Origin of the sequence: Abiotrophia sp. HMSC24B09, assembly GCF_001815865.1 — a bacterium.
Taxonomy (GTDB): Bacteria; Bacillota; Bacilli; order Lactobacillales; family Aerococcaceae; genus Abiotrophia.
Genome location: NZ_KV822195.1, coordinates 257,576 through 272,552 on the forward strand (window position 1 = coordinate 257,576; position 14,977 = coordinate 272,552).

General features: G+C 44.5%; 11 protein-coding genes and 1 tRNA gene. 9 read left to right on the plus strand and 3 right to left on the minus strand.

Annotation, left to right across the window (positions count from 1 at the left end):
• Positions 1 to 28 precede the first annotated feature (28 nt).
• Both uvrB and HMPREF3093_RS02380 read left to right on the plus strand, forming a co-directional pair.
• A complete protein-coding gene (gene uvrB, locus HMPREF3093_RS02375; protein WP_070755430.1) occupies positions 29 to 2,011 on the plus strand; it encodes an excinuclease ABC subunit UvrB in 1,983 nt (660 codons plus the stop codon).
• A gap of 238 nt (positions 2,012 to 2,249) precedes the next feature.
• Positions 2,250 to 3,362, plus strand: coding sequence for a hypothetical protein (locus HMPREF3093_RS02380; protein ID WP_143227635.1), 1,113 nt, complete (start codon positions 2,250 to 2,252; stop codon positions 3,360 to 3,362).
• A gap of 65 nt (positions 3,363 to 3,427) precedes the next feature.
• On the opposite strand, the gene HMPREF3093_RS02385 is transcribed toward HMPREF3093_RS02380, so the two are convergent.
• Entirely contained in the window at positions 3,428 to 4,264 is an 837-nt protein-coding gene (locus tag HMPREF3093_RS02385) for an NAD(P)H-hydrate dehydratase (RefSeq protein ID WP_070755432.1), read from the minus strand.
• A 267-nt stretch (positions 4,265 to 4,531) separates the two neighbouring features.
• Here HMPREF3093_RS02385 and prmA point away from each other — a divergent pair, with 267 nt between their 5' ends.
• From prmA to HMPREF3093_RS02415, 6 genes are all read left to right on the plus strand, one after another.
• The gene (prmA, locus tag HMPREF3093_RS02390; RefSeq protein WP_070755433.1) at positions 4,532 to 5,491 is read left to right on the plus strand and encodes a 50S ribosomal protein L11 methyltransferase; all 960 of its coding nucleotides are present in this window, start codon (positions 4,532 to 4,534) and stop codon (positions 5,489 to 5,491) included.
• A gap of 3 nt (positions 5,492 to 5,494) precedes the next feature.
• Positions 5,495 to 6,262, plus strand: a complete 768-nt coding sequence (locus HMPREF3093_RS02395; protein ID WP_070755434.1) for a 16S rRNA (uracil(1498)-N(3))-methyltransferase — start codon at positions 5,495 to 5,497, stop codon at positions 6,260 to 6,262.
• Positions 6,263 to 6,278: 16 nt separating this feature from the next.
• Positions 6,279 to 6,953: a deoxyribose-phosphate aldolase gene (deoC, locus tag HMPREF3093_RS02400; RefSeq protein WP_070755435.1), complete on the plus strand. Its 675-nt coding sequence runs from the start codon at positions 6,279 to 6,281 to the stop codon at positions 6,951 to 6,953.
• Positions 6,954 to 6,981: 28 nt separating this feature from the next.
• Positions 6,982 to 9,192, plus strand: a complete 2,211-nt coding sequence (locus tag HMPREF3093_RS02405; protein ID WP_070755436.1) for a RelA/SpoT family protein — start codon at positions 6,982 to 6,984, stop codon at positions 9,190 to 9,192.
• 11 nt (positions 9,193 to 9,203) lie between these two features.
• Complete coding sequence (gene dtd, locus HMPREF3093_RS02410; RefSeq protein ID WP_070755437.1) at positions 9,204 to 9,647, plus strand: D-aminoacyl-tRNA deacylase; 444 nt, start codon at positions 9,204 to 9,206, stop codon at positions 9,645 to 9,647.
• A gap of 160 nt (positions 9,648 to 9,807) precedes the next feature.
• Positions 9,808 to 12,792: a DEAD/DEAH box helicase gene (locus tag HMPREF3093_RS02415; RefSeq protein WP_070755438.1), complete on the plus strand. Its 2,985-nt coding sequence runs from the start codon at positions 9,808 to 9,810 to the stop codon at positions 12,790 to 12,792.
• A 111-nt stretch (positions 12,793 to 12,903) separates the two neighbouring features.
• Here the strand turns inward: HMPREF3093_RS02415 and HMPREF3093_RS02420 are convergent.
• A tRNA-Leu gene (locus HMPREF3093_RS02420) sits at positions 12,904 to 12,986 on the minus strand.
• 79 nt (positions 12,987 to 13,065) lie between these two features.
• The gene (locus HMPREF3093_RS02425; protein ID WP_070755439.1) at positions 13,066 to 13,890 is read right to left on the minus strand and encodes a Cof-type HAD-IIB family hydrolase; all 825 of its coding nucleotides are present in this window, start codon (positions 13,888 to 13,890) and stop codon (positions 13,066 to 13,068) included.
• A 138-nt stretch (positions 13,891 to 14,028) separates the two neighbouring features.
• Between HMPREF3093_RS02425 and HMPREF3093_RS02430 the strand changes: the two genes are divergently transcribed.
• Entirely contained in the window at positions 14,029 to 14,955 is a 927-nt protein-coding gene (locus tag HMPREF3093_RS02430; RefSeq protein WP_070755440.1) for a diacylglycerol/lipid kinase family protein, read from the plus strand.
• The last annotated feature ends 22 nt before the right edge of the window (positions 14,956 to 14,977 follow it).

Sequence of the window (14,977 nt, forward strand, 5' to 3'; positions counted from 1 at the left end):
GATTGACTAGATAGAAGGAGGAGAGGGCATGGATTTTCAATTAGTATCTCCCTATAGTCCAAGTGGGGATCAGCCGGAAGCAATTGAAGCCTTGGTCCAAGGTGTCAATGATGGCGTTAAGGAGCAGGTCTTGCTAGGGGCGACAGGGACCGGTAAGACCTTCACCATTGCCAATGTTATTAAGCAAACGGGCAGACCGACCTTGGTTTTGGCCCATAATAAGACCCTAGCCGGGCAGCTTTATAGCGAGCTCCTAGAATTTTTCCCAAACAATGCGGTCGAGTACTTTGTCTCCTACTATGACTACTATCAGCCTGAAGCCTATGTGCCATCGTCTGACACTTATATTGAAAAAGACGCCAGCATTAACGATGAGATCGATAAGCTCCGCCATTCGGCTTCTTCAGCCTTAATTGAACGCCGAGATGTCATTGTGGTGGCCTCTGTTTCCTGTATTTACGGCCTGGTTGACCCTGAGAACTACCGCAATCATGTCTTGTCTTTACGAGAAGGCATGGAAATTCCTCGTAATGTTCTGCTAGCGCGTTTGGTTGAAATGCAATTTGTTAGAAATGACATTGACTTTCAGCGAGGGACCTTCCGAGTAAGAGGCGATGTGGTAGAAATCTTTATGGCCTCGCGCGACAAGGAAGTGGTTCGGGTAGAATTCTTCGGGGACGAGATAGAACGCATCCGCGTCGTTGATTTTCTAACCGGCGAAATTAAGTACGATGTAGACCATTATCCTATTTTCCCTGCGACTCACTTTGTGGCCAGCCAAGAACAGACAGCAGTGGCGGTCGACTCCATTCGTCAGGAATTGGAAGAGCGCCTAGCCGAATTACGAGCAGACAATAAATTATTAGAAGCTCAACGCCTAGAGCAAAGAACCACCTATGATTTGGAAATGATGCTTGAAATGGGCTACTGTAGTGGGATTGAGAACTACTCTCGCCATATTGATGGCCGAGCACCAGGTCAAGCACCTTATACACTCTTAGACTTTTTCCCAGATGACTTTCTGATTGTAGTGGACGAGTCCCATATCACCATGTCGCAAATCCGCGGTATGTATAATGGTGACCGGGGCCGCAAGCAGCAGTTGATTGATTACGGCTTCCGTTTGCCAAGTGCGCTGGACAACCGACCTTTGCGCTTAGAAGAGTTCGAAGAACATGTCAACCAGATTATTTATGTTTCTGCGACACCAGGACCTTATGAGCTAGAGCATACGGGTGGTGAGGTCATTCAACAAATCATCCGGCCAACGGGCCTCTTGGACCCAGTAGTTGAAGTGCGGCCAATTGAAGGTCAGATTGATGATTTAGTGGCTGAAATTAAGGCTCGGACTGAGCGAGATGAGCGGGTCTTTATCACTACCCTCACCAAGAAAATGTCGGAGGATTTGACCGACTACCTCAAGGAGCTAGATATCAAGGTCAAGTACCTGCATAGTGATATTAAGACCCTGGAGAGAACGGAAATTATTCGCGACCTTCGCCTAGGTGTCTTTGATGTCTTAGTCGGGATTAACCTCTTGCGGGAGGGCTTGGACGTGCCAGAAGTCACCCTAGTAGCTATTCTGGATGCAGACAAGGAAGGCTTCCTACGAAGCGAACGTTCCTTGGTACAAACTATTGGTCGGGCAGCCCGTAATGCTAATGGACGCGTCATTATGTATGCGGATCAAATTACGGCTTCGATGCAGTATGCCATTGAAGAAACAGAGCGACGTCGTTCTATCCAAATGGCCTACAACCAAGAACATGGGATTGTTCCTCAAACCATCAAGAAGGAGATTCGCGATTTAATCCGGATTACCCACGATGTGGAAAACGAGGACAAGCAAGAGTCCCTTCTCAAGCAGTTCCGCAAGCTGTCTCGTCTACAAAGAGAAGAGCAATTGGAACGCTTGGAGATGGAAATGCGCCAGGCCGCTAAGGATCTCAATTTCGAAGCAGCCGCCGATCTGCGTGACATGATTATGGAACTTAAGGGTGCCTATAAATAAGCTTAAGGCAGGAAGTGACTTCCTGCCTTTTGATCTATTTACAGAGCAGGTAGGTAAATTTACTGGCATCTTTTGATAAAATTCGGCAGATTTGAGTAAATCAGTCTTTCCATTCTTGCTTAAATCTCCTATAATAGAAGTGTCTATATATTTAAGCAAAGAATAAGGTGATGGTATGCAACAGGAGGTAAAATTACGAGGACTAGATGGACTTAAAGGTCTATTTTTATTAGTTCTTATGAGCGTTGGAATTTTTCAAGGTGATTTATTGGCGGGCCAATTGGTTCCCCTCGGTCTCTTCACTGTCCTTGGCTATCAATGGGCCTATCGTTTAGAACGGCAGCAGGATGTCCCCTTTTGGCGTCACTGGCAAGCCGTCTGGTCTGCTTGGTTGCCAGTCTTGTGGTTGACAGCTATCACCACGATTGGCCTTTTGGCGCTAGATTTTTCGCTTTTAAATCAGAGTAAATTTGACTTGATTTTTAGTCCTCTCCTAATCGAAAATGTCAGACAGCTTTGGCTAGGTGGGGTGACTAGCTTAAGTCTTGATGCCGCAAGTGGTCTCAAGAGTTTATGGTATCTAGGCCATGGGGTACAAGTAGCGGGGCTAGTTGCGCTGATTAGCTGGCTTCTAGGTCGTACTAGTCTAAGTCTGCTAGGTAAGGGCATGGTCTGGATGGTTGTTCAGGCTAGCCTATGGCTATTGGTTGGTTTTGGTGCTATGAATGGTAGCCCACTGGCTTATATCGAGCTAGCCTTTTATGCCCTGGCTTTTTTATCTGGGGTTTCCCTGGTCTACCTAGTGCCAGTTCTGCTCAATCAAATTTACCGTCTATCTAGTAAGTATGTCTTATTAATGGGTTTAGGCCTAGTCGGTAGCTTAATGCTTCTGACCTTCTTCCTTAGCCAAACTTGGACAACAGCGCTCATGGGTCTGGTATGGACTGCAGCTGTGCCACTTTTTACCACTTGGCTTATCTTGTCCTACGTGGCTGGGACACCTGTCTTGCGTCGTATTCTTGAGTTTTCAGCTTGTGTAGCCTTGGGCCATCGTCTCATTCCTTATTATGTGGCCTATGCCTTTGTGACTTTCTGGTTAGCAAATGGTCCCTTCTGGTTACAAGTGATTCTAGCAATCTTGTTGGGTGAAGTGCTCTACTGGCTCTTGGTAAAGGGATTACCGCAGCTTTACTTCTTCAATGGTCGCTCTTGGATTAGCGATTATTATGCCCTCTATCAAGCCATGGCTGAAAAAAATCTCAAGACCTGGCAGTTAGTCGGTGCCATTGTCATCTTCCTTTTACTCTTTGTTAGCATTTGTGTCCTAGGTTTACTAGTTCTGATTCAGTAAATCAGGTCTATAAATAACAAACAGCAAGCCTTAATAGTTCAGGCTTGCTGTTTTTATTAGGCTTCCTAGCCAATGAAATCCTTCATTAGGCTAGGGAGTTTTTCACTAATCTGATGGGGTAGGACCACCCACTGAGTCTGAGCCATTTCTTGTGCCAGGTAGGAGTGGAGGAAAACGGCACTGCATAGGGCTAAATTAAAGTCATCTGGGAATTGAGCCAAAAAGGCAGCGACCATTCCAGCCAGGGTGTCGCCCATGCCGCCGGTCGCCATGGCAGGTGTGCCGACAGTCAATTGGTAGCAGGAACCATCCGTCAGATAGAGCTCTGTACCTGGTTTTTTGAGTACTAGGTTGAAGCCAAGTTGTTTTTGAGCGGCCAGATTGGCTTGAGGTGTCTGGTCTTCAATGGCAAGGTCAGATAGTCGGTGCCATTCAGCCTGGTGGGGCGTGATAACTACAGGCACTCCACTAGGTAAGGGGTGGGGATGACGAGCCAAAAGCGTTAAGGCATCGCCATCTAAGACTAACTTTTGTCCAGGCTTTAGCCAATCTAAAATCCGATGCATACGTTGGCAGGAAAAAGCGTCCAGTCCCATGCCTGGACCAAGCAAAACTAGATCAGCTGCCTGCGTTAACCCCTTAAGCTGAGCTAGGTTAGACCAGTCACTGACCATGGCTTCAGGCAGACGAGCATGGAGGGCCGTGTGGTTGGCAACATCAGTGGCAACAGTCGTGAGGCCACTACCTGCGTAGACAGCCGCTTGAGCAGCTAGAATAATGGCGCCACCTAGCTGAGCATTGCCACCTACTAAGAGCGTCCGGCCAAAAGTTCCCTTGTGGGATTGGCTAGGTCGCTTAGGTAAACGATGGGCTAGCCCATCGTAAGTTAAAGGCTGAAACATGACAGTCACTCCTTTGGACTTAGGTCTTATACACTTTTATTATAGCACTTCTGGTTCAAACTAGGCTAGCTTTGCCTAGCCATTGGTGGGAGAGAATGAGCCAATATTCTGCATATAAGCTAATAAACTGACCTATATCTTGGGACGAGTGCTTAAAAATCAACTAATATTCCTGATTTTGGGCATTTTTAACAGCCTAGTCATTGAATTTTTGGCGTATTTGTTACATAATAAAGAACATAGATAATCGTGAAAGGACGTGTTAATATGGCTGAAACCTGGTCTAAGCTGGTAGTCTCACTCGACACCCTGGATCCAGCGATGATTGACATACTCAGTCATCTCCTCTTTGAAGCTGGGGCCATTGGGGTGGAAGTGGATTATGCCCAAGGTTATTTGGAGAACCACCCTAATTTATTTGGAGAATTAGCGGAACCACTGCCCAAAGAACGTCTGGAGCACGAGACAGAGCTAATCGCCTTCTTCGAAGAGATGCCAGATCTAGATAGTCTCAAGGCCCAGTTGGAGAGCCAGTATAGTGATCCGCTTCGCCTTGAAGCCAGCGAGATTGAAAATGAAAATTGGCAGGAAAATTGGAAGGTTAACTATAAGCCCGAGCGTATTAGTCGCTACCTAACCATTGTGCCGATTTGGGAGGACTACCAAGCCCAAGCAGGTGAACAAGTTATCTACTTGGATCCAGGTTTGGCCTTTGGGACAGGCAATCACCCAACTACTCAACTAGGGGTTCAGGCACTTGAAATGTACCTACGTGGAGGCGAACGAGTCTTAGATGTTGGTACGGGGTCGGGGGTTTTAGCCTTTGTAGCGGCCGCCTTAGGCGCCAAAGAAGTGTGGGGCTACGACTTAGATCCTCAGGCCGTAGATAGCGCCCTGCAAAACTTGGTTCACCAGCAGGAGCGACAAGATGAATTGGCCAAGGTATTTAAGGAAACGCCGATTCATTTCCAAGTTAAGGATTTGCTCAAAGGGGTAGACTGGCCAGTAGAGGTGATTGTAGCCAATATCTTGCCCCATATTCTGGTTAATATGTTAGAAGATGCCCATCGCTTACTAACATCAGATGGTTACCTGATTCTGGGCGGAATTCTAAATGAAAAGGCTGATCAACTGTTAGAAGACTTAGAAGCACATGGTTTCCGCCTTGTTCAAAGAGTCCAACTAAAAGGCTGGACGGGTCTGGTAACCCAGAAGCAAGAGGATTAAATCATGCAACGTTATTTTATCGACCAAACTGGCTTACTTGTCCAGGCATTGGTAACCTTAACGGCCGATGATAGTCGACATTTCCTAAGGGTTATGCGGTCTCAGCCTGGGGCTAAGGCTTGGTTAGTAACTGGGGACGGTCAATGTTACTTGGCCCAATTAGAAGGGGAAGTGGACCGCCTGGCCCAATTCCGCCTCATAGAACTTCAGGAGGGTGCTGACCAGGTAGAATTGCCTGTTGAGGTCACCATTGCTTGTGGCTTGTCCAAAAATGATAAGCTAGATTACATTGTCCAAAAGGCAACCGAATGTGGCGCTAGCCATTTTCAACCCTTGGCCCTCAGTCGAGATGTCGTCAAATGGGATCATAAGAAGGCTGGTCAACGCCTAGACCGCTTACAAAAAATTGCCAAAGAGGCGGCCGAGCAATGCCACCGCCTTCGCATTCCTCAAGTGGCGCAGCCCCTAAACTTAGCTCAATTACTGGTCAAGTCGGCTGACTATGATGTTTGCTTAGTAGCCTACGAAGAAGACGCCAAACAAGGCGAGCATAGTCGCTTACGTCAAGCCTGCCAGACACTTAAGGGGCAAGCAGGCGCCAAGGTCTTGGTCGTTTTTGGTTCAGAAGGAGGCCTGACTCCAGAAGAAGTCTCTCAATTATGTGAAGCTGGCTTCCAGACGGTAGCCTTAGGGCCTCGTATTCTCCGAGCGGAGACGGCCCCAATCTATTTCTTATCAGCCTTATCCTATGCCCTAGAACTTGAACTATAAGGAAGGAGTCTATCCCATGGAATTAGCAAAATACATTGATCACACCGCGCTTAAGGCCGATACTAGCCGGGCCGCCATTGAAACGCTCTGCCAAGAAGCCCGCGACTATGGCTTTATGTCAGTCTGTGTCAACCCTACTTGGGTGGCGACTGCGCATACTTTACTAGCAGGTTCAGATGTTAAGGTCTGCACGGTTATTGGCTTCCCTCTGGGGGCTAATACCTCAGCTGTCAAAGCCTTTGAGACCCGCACCGCTATCCAAGAGGGAGCGGATGAAGTCGACATGGTCATTAATATTGGTGCTGCAAAAGATGGCAATTGGGACCTAGTCAAAGCGGATATCCAAGCCGTAGTGGAGGCTGCTAATCATCAAGCCTTAGTTAAGGTAATTTTAGAAACATGTCTCCTGACCAAGGAGGAAATTGTCAAAGCCAGTCAAGTAGCCAAGGAAGCTGGTGCTGACTTCGTTAAGACCTCTACCGGCTTCTCAGCTGGCGGTGCCACTGTCCAAGATATCCGCCTCATGCGGGAAACCGTAGGCCCTGACATGGGAGTTAAGGCCAGCGGCGGAGTTCAAAACCGAGAGGATGCCTTGGCTATGATTGAAGCAGGTGCTAGCCGAATTGGCGCCTCCAAGGGGATTGCGATTGTAACCGGCCAGGCTACAGGCAATGCACCAGGAAACTATTAGTAATTGTAAGTAAGAAAGGAAGAGTAGGATGGCACAAGCACCAGATTTAACGGCCGCAGATGTCATGGCCCTCTGCGAAAGCTACATGAATGAAAAGCATGTGGCCTTCGTTAAAAAGGCGTTGGATTTCGCCACAGAAGCCCACAAGGAGCAATTTCGCTTATCGGGAGAAGCATACATCGTGCATCCTATTCAAGTTGCTGGAATTCTCGCCCAACTCAAGATGGACCCTGATACGGTCGCGACCGGCTTCCTCCATGATGTGGTGGAAGACACTGACTATACCCTAGAAGATATCGTCCGCGAATTTTCTGAGACGGTAGCCTTCTTGGTAGATGGCGTCACCAAGTTGGGGAAATTTAAGTTCCAGAGTAAGGAAGAAGCCTTAGCAGAAAACCATCGTAAGATGCTCTTGGCTATGGCCAAAGACATGCGGATTATCATGGTCAAACTGGCTGACCGCCTTCATAATATGCGGACCCTTAAATTCCAAAAGCCGTCCAAGCAAGTGGAAAAATCTCAAGAAGCGATTGAGATTTATGCACCGCTAGCTGACCGTTTAGGGATGAACCTGATTAAGTGGGAGCTAGAAGATATTGCTCTGCGTTATATCAATCCAGACGCCTACTATCAGATTGTCAACTTGATGAAGTCCAAGCGGGAAGAGCGCGAGACCTATATTCAAGAAGCCATTCTGGATATTAACGAGGCCATTGAAGAATTACATATCAAGGCCGATGTCTATGGGCGTCCAAAGCACATTTATTCTATTTACCGTAAGATGGTCAAGCAGAATAAGGATTTTGATGAAATCTATGACCTCTTAGCTATCCGGGCCCTGGTACCGACCATTAAGGACTGTTATGCTGTCCTAGGGGCGGTCCATACCAAGTGGAAACCAATGCCTGGTCGCTTCAAAGACTATATCGCCATGCCTAAGGCTAATCTCTATCAGTCCATTCATACGACGGTTATCGGTCCGCATGGCAAACCGGTTGAAATTCAGATTCGGACTTTCCAAATGAACGAAGTGGCGGAGTACGGGGTTGCAGCTCACTGGGCCTACAAGGAAGGTAAGACCCAGCAAGTCCGCGAAGATGAAGCCATTAAGAAGCAACTGACTTGGTTCCGCGATATTGTAGAATTAGAAGATGAAGCCAAAGACGCGGGTGAGTTTATGGACTTCGTTAAGGAAGACATCTTCAAAGATCAAGTCTATGTCTTCTCACCAAAGGGGGATGTCTTCGAACTGCCTAATGGGGCGGGACCCTTGGACTTTGCCTACCATGTCCATACGGATGTGGGTAAGAAAACAATTGGGGCCAAGGTCAACGGTAAGATTGTCCCACTTAACTACAAGCTCAAAAACGGAGATATCGTGGATATCTTAACCAACCCCAATTCCAATGGACCAAGTCGTGACTGGTTGAAATATACCGCCACTTCCAAGGCACGTAACAAAATCAAGCGTTACTTCAAACTCCTTGATCGCGATCGCAATAGTGAACGCGGTCAAGCCATGGTGGAAGAAGAGCTCAAGAAAAATGGCTATAGCCTTAAACAATTGGCTAAGAAGGCCTATGAGAAGGAACTCTTTGAACGCTATAATGTGCCGAGTTTGGCTGACCTTTTTGCAGCCGTAGCCTTGGGAGAAGTATCTGCCATTAGTGTCTATAACTTCTTGCACAGCAAGGAACAGAAGGATGTGCCACCGGCAGAGCCGCTAACCAATGAGCAAACTCTCAACAAACCTGAGACCGAGGCCATGAAGATCCAACATGAAAATGGCGTCATGGTGCGTGGGGTTAACAACCTTATGATTCGTCTCAGTCGTTGCTGCAGTCCGGTTCCAGGTGACCAAATTGTGGGTTACGTGACACGAGGGCGGGGGATTTCAGTTCACCGTAAGGACTGTCCTAACTTACTCAATGAACCTGATTTGCAAGAACGGACGATTCCAGTTGAATGGGAAAGCACTGGCCAGCTCGGTGCCGACTATGTCACCGAGATTCGGGTAGTGGGCTTTGACCGTAATGGGCTGATTAATGAAGTCCTGCATGTGGTCAACCATTCTGTTAAGACCTTGCGCAACGTTAACGGGAAAGTGGACGACAAAACTTCAACAGCGACAGTCACCATCAAGGTTGCCATCTCTAATACGGCTCAATTAGAAGATCTCATGGTCAAATTACGCAACATTCCGGACGTTTATGAAGTAACCCGGGTCAATAATAAGTAGGAGGCCCCTGAATGCGAGTACTTATTCAACGTTGCCGTCGGGGTCAGGTTTCAATTGACGGTCAAGTGGTAGGAGCGATTGATAGGGGCTTTGTCCTATTGGTCGGTGTGACCCACGAAGACGGCCCAGAAGATGTGACCTATTGCGCCCGCAAAATTAGCAAACTGCGTGTTTTTGAAGATGAGCAGGGGCGGATGAATGCCAGTCTAGATAGTCTGCCGGACGGTGCCATTCTATCTATTAGCCAATTTACGCTCTATGGCGATGTCCGCAAGGGCAACCGGCCAAGTTTTACCCAGTCGGCTCGTCCAGAAGTGGCGGAGCCTCTCTATGAGTCCCTTAACCAGGCTCTAAGGGAAGCGGGCTTCCGCGTGGAAACGGGGCGTTTTGGCGCAGACATGCAGGTCCTAATTGAAAATGACGGACCTGTAACACTAATAATTGACTCTAAGTAATTAAGAAAACTGGGGATACTGCCCCAGTTTTCTTAATAAATATTATTTCTAGCATAAACAACTTAAAATCGGATAAAAATATTATTATTTATAATGGTTAGCCTGTAAGGGGTTATCAAAATAAATATAAGACGTTTTTAGGAAGGAGTGTACTAATATAATGAATCAGATTAAGAATATTCTAGAGTCGTGGAAAGTGGTAGAACAACTATCTGAAGGCTCTATCAAGTCCACTAGCAAAGCATTGAATAGATTTGATGACGTAACGGATTATTATGTGTATTTTAAACAGTTTTTAGATAAAGAAAATCAGAAAGAGGAACTGGATGATACTAAGGTAAAAGATACAGGAATAGTACTTTATTTAAACATATTTGATTTTCAGGAAGTTGTTGATATAATCAAACAAAACTTAGATATTACTGATTCAGATGAAGAAATAATTTCTACAGAAAAATTCTCGTTTGCAATATATTTCAATTATGATTTACAGCATTTAGATAAATATTTCTTTTACAGTATAAGTGGTTATGTTAGAAATCATAAGCGACTTCCTGAAAATATGATTAAGGAAGAGGAAGCTATACGAAACACCATCAGCAAATACTTTGAAGTTTATGACTTTAATAATGCTTTTAAAAACATGGTCTGTGATTTTGGGATTTGTTTGAAAAATTCGAGATTTCAGTATTTAAAAAACTGCAAAAATGCAAATTCCAATCTCCATTCGTTTTATCTAGATGATTTAAATCTTGCTGAGCGCTCAGCTTCTTTGAATCTAAGAAGATACCTTCTTGGTTGCGAAGAAAGAACTACCTTAGACACTAAAAATAATTCTAGTAAATCTATAGAAAAAATTGCGGAGATTCTCCAACCTAAACATTATCCGCTAGGACGTTTTCCTTCGAATCCGGAATTTGCTTTGTCTTTAATGCAACAAGTAGCAGTTAACCTAATACTAAAAGATAAAAATAATATCAGAAGTGTAAATGGGCCACCAGGTACTGGTAAAACTACGTTGCTTAAAGATATCTTTGCGGACATGTTAGTTGAGCAAGCGCGCTTCATTTGCAGTATGACTAATGTCGGTAAGAGTGATGAGGGTAAATTGATTCCTCTACCTAGTGAAATATCGGATTTGGGCATAATTGTCGCAAGTAGCAATAATGCTGCAGTTCAAAATATTGTTAATGAACTCCCTAAGAAATCAGAAATAGCAAATGATGATTTTCTTGAAAAGTTGCAAATAACAGACTATTTTCAAGACATTGCGACAGAGTTACTTTCAAAGGATAATGAAAAGATAACGTGTTGGGGCCTTATTTCAGCGGAAGCAGGAAAGATGGCGAACAGAAAAAAATTAAAAGAGGTATTAGAATCAGTAATAGATAACCTTGAAGATTCATATGGAAATAATCCAGAAGTATATGAAAAATTTAGAACTCACTATTTAAAGCTGAAGAGTGCTCGGGATGAAAAGCAAGGAATATACGAATTGAAGATCAAAAATAAAGCGCTCCAATCGAAATACAATCAAGGTTTGACAGAGATTAAAGCAATTAAAGCGCGCAGAGAAGAAATCTATAGGCGGTTTTCTCAGAATATAGATAAGATTCAGAATAAAATTTCTAAGTTGCGTGATCAACAAGGATTATTAGACTCTAAGTTATCTCAGGTAGCTGTTTCTAATGAAATTTACGAAAAAGAACTAGAGTTGACTCAAATAAAGAAACCAGCATTCTTTCTATTGAGAAAATTATTCGGAAGCGCTGATGTGAAACGATATATAGAGGATATTGCCGTAGTTAAGGAAAAGATTTTATTAGCTACAAAAGATAAGGCCAATATTCTTAAGATGAAACATAAATTGGAGAGGGCCATAGAACTAGAAATAGCAAAAAAAGCGGAAATCCAGGAGGAATATTCTAAGGATAAATCTGAAAACGAAAAGTTAATAGATCAGAGCGTTAGTCAATCCGAAAAAATTAAGGGAGAAATAGATTCAGTTGAATCGCAAATTAAACTTTATCATCAAGAAATTCCTGATTTTTCAAGCGACTATGAAACACTGCAAAAGACTAATTTTTGGTTCGATAAGAATTTTAGATATATGCAAAATGAATTATTTATTTTAGCTTTATCTGTTAGGAAGCAATACTTGTACGAAAACCGCCAAAATCTTAGGGAAGCTCTTAAAGTGTGGAATAATACTAATGACTATGAGAAAAAAGAAATTATTTCAGCATGGCATTGGATAAATTTTGTAGTACCAGTTATAAGCACGACATTAGCAAGTTTTTCAAGAATGTTTTCAGCTTTTGGTGATGCATCTTTGCCAAATATATTTATAGATGAGGCAGGGCAAGCATTACCCCAAGCTTGTGTAGGAGCAGTGATAAGGTCTAAACGAATTGTGATGGTAGGCGACCCTTCTCAAATCGAACCAGTCGTTACACTGGATTCTGCAATATTTAGTTTGCTGAAACAAAAATATATGCTTGACGATAACTACCTTTCATCAAAAGCTTCTGCTCAAACATTATGTGATCGAGCTAGTCAGTATGGTTATGAACGTCAATCGGGAGAGTGGATTGGAATACCTCTGTGGGTTCATCGGAGATGTAAAGATCCAATGTTCTCAATTTCTAATGCCATCTCCTATGATGGGTTGATGGTTCAAGGAAAATTAGAAAAAGATTCGAACGGCAAAGGAAATTGGATTGATGTAGAAGGTGTTGCTAACGATAAATTCGTTATTGAACAGGTTAATGTCTTAATTGAAGAAATTAGAATGAAAATTAATGAGCATACTGTTTTACCTAAAGACATTTTCGTAATATCACCTTTCAAGAAGGTGGCTACTATGATATCCTCAAGGCTCTCGAAGGAAAATTTAAAGGATATTTCTGTAGGAACTGTACATACATTTCAAGGAAAAGAAGCAAAAGTTGTTTATCTAGTCCTTGGTGCAGATGAAAATAGCAGGGGTGCAGCGTTTTGGGCAGTTGGTACACCAAATATTATGAATGTCGCTGCAACAAGGGCGAAGGAAGAATTTTATATTATAGGCAGTCACAAATTATATAGCTCGTTGGGTAGTAAAGTTGTTAAGGAGACCCTTAAACAGCTTAATAAATCGTTTTAAGAATAAAGTAGCCGGTTTACAATCTCAACTTATGGTGATGAGAAGACTGTAAATTCTATTAGATATGATTTTATAGAAATAAAAAAGAGCCCTGATAGGGCTCTTTTATGATGCGGAGAAAGGGATTTGAACCCTCACGTCCTATTGGACACATGCGCCTGAAGCATGCGCGTCTGCCGTTCCGCCATCTCCGCTTAGCACAAAATGTATTATACTACATTTTGCTGAAAAAGGGAATGACAAAGGCCTAAAAGCGTTTAAGTTTTTACTGGACTAGAGGCTAACTCCCATAAAGTCGCGAATGATGGGAACTAGACCATCTTGGTCGTTAGAGAGGGTAATGTGGTCGGCTGCTTCCTTAAGCAGTGGGGTGGCATTAGCCATGGCAACGCCCAAACCGGCTGTCTCAATCATGGTCAAGTCGTTATTCCCATCGCCGCAGGCAATAACCTGGTCCAGAGTCAAACCAAGGTGTTGGCAGAGGACTTTAATGGCTTGGCCTTTGGAGACTTGATGGTGGACGAACTCCAGGAAATAAGGCTTAGAGGTGGTGGCATAGGTTAAATCGCCGAATCGTCCCTTCAATTCAGCATCTGCAGCTGTAACTAGGTCTGGGTCACCAACTCCAATGAATTTCATCCGGGATTTAGCTAGTTGAGACAGGTTAGCGATGGCCTCAGGATCATAACGGTCGGGAATACCTGTTAATTGACTTTCAATTTGGCTATAGTCATTGGACTTATCCATGACCACGTACTCGTCGATATAGGTTAGGACAGTCAGCCCCTTAGCTTGAATATATTGGACAATGTCATCTTGAGCGTCCGCTTCTAGGCGTTGGCTGAAGAGTTCCTGGCCATCCGCCATACTGGTGATGGCAGCACCATTGAAGGAAATGATGTAAGAATCGAAATGGTCTAATTTCAGCTGCTTAGCCGTTTCAATCATAGAAGGGGTTGGTCGTCCGCTAGCTAGCACGACTTTCTTGCCTTGCTCCTGAGCCCTCATCAAGGCCTGGTAGGTGGCATCAGAGATAGTGTTCTTACTGGTCATCAACGTATCGTCAATATCTAAGACCAGCATTTGATAATCTGTCATAAGTGAACTCCTTAATCGATTTGCTAGATTTATTGTATCGAAAAGCCTAGTAAATGACAACTATCTGCGTTACAATTAAAAAGTTAAGGCAAGTGCAAGACAGACCATGCTTAAGGCGTTGAGGAGGCAGAAAATTAGATGCAAGAATTAGCGATTATCGCCCACCAAGGGGCAGGCGCTGGCCAGGGAGGTAAAGTCTTGGAGGAGACTCTGGCAGCCCTGAACAAACGCCAAATAGCGCCTAAAGTCTATATTAGCACCTATGCTGGCCATAGTGAGCTTTTGGCTCAGCAATTGGACCAGGAGCCGGTCATTGCAGTCATTGGTGGTGACGGGACGCTGCACGAAGTTGTAGCCAGTCTAGCTGGACAACCACAGCCTCCTGCCATTCTCTATTTGCCGGCTGGACGTGGTAATGACTTTGCTAGGGCCTGGCAAGCTAAACGGAAGCTAGCTCAAGCCTTGGATCAATTGCAGGCAGGTAACCGACTTCAAGTGCCGATTCTGCGTTTGCAAGATCAGGTCAGTGGACAAATTAGCTATGGGATTAATAGCCTAGGGATAGGTTTTGATGCCATGGTTAATCAGCAATCCAAGGCCTTAAGACTGGGGCGTCTATTAGCCAAGTGGCATTTAGGCAAGCTGTCCTACCTAGTGGCTGTCTTTGCTAGTTTACCTAAATTAGAGGCTTTTGAGGTTAGACTCAGCCTAGATAATCAGTCGCCTCAACTAGTGTCTGACTGCTATCTCTTCAGTGTCCTCAAGAATCCTTATATGGGTGGGGGCATAAAATTAGATAATCTAGGCCAGGCTAGCAATCCAGAGATTAGTGTGATGGCCTTTCACAGTATCAAGGCACAGCATTTACCAGGCTTGATTTGGCGGGTCTTAGTCAGCCATCAGCAGGACCAGTCGCCTCAAGTCAGCCGTTGGACCGGGCAAAAGCTTGATTTGGTCATTAAGCAAGCCATTCTAGGTCAAGTGGATGGAGAGGTCCAGGAGGCGGCGCCACGTCAGCTGACCGTTGATTGGTTGACTTATCCATTTATTCTAGCAGAACCTTGACTTTTAGGGGCTTTTAGCCGTA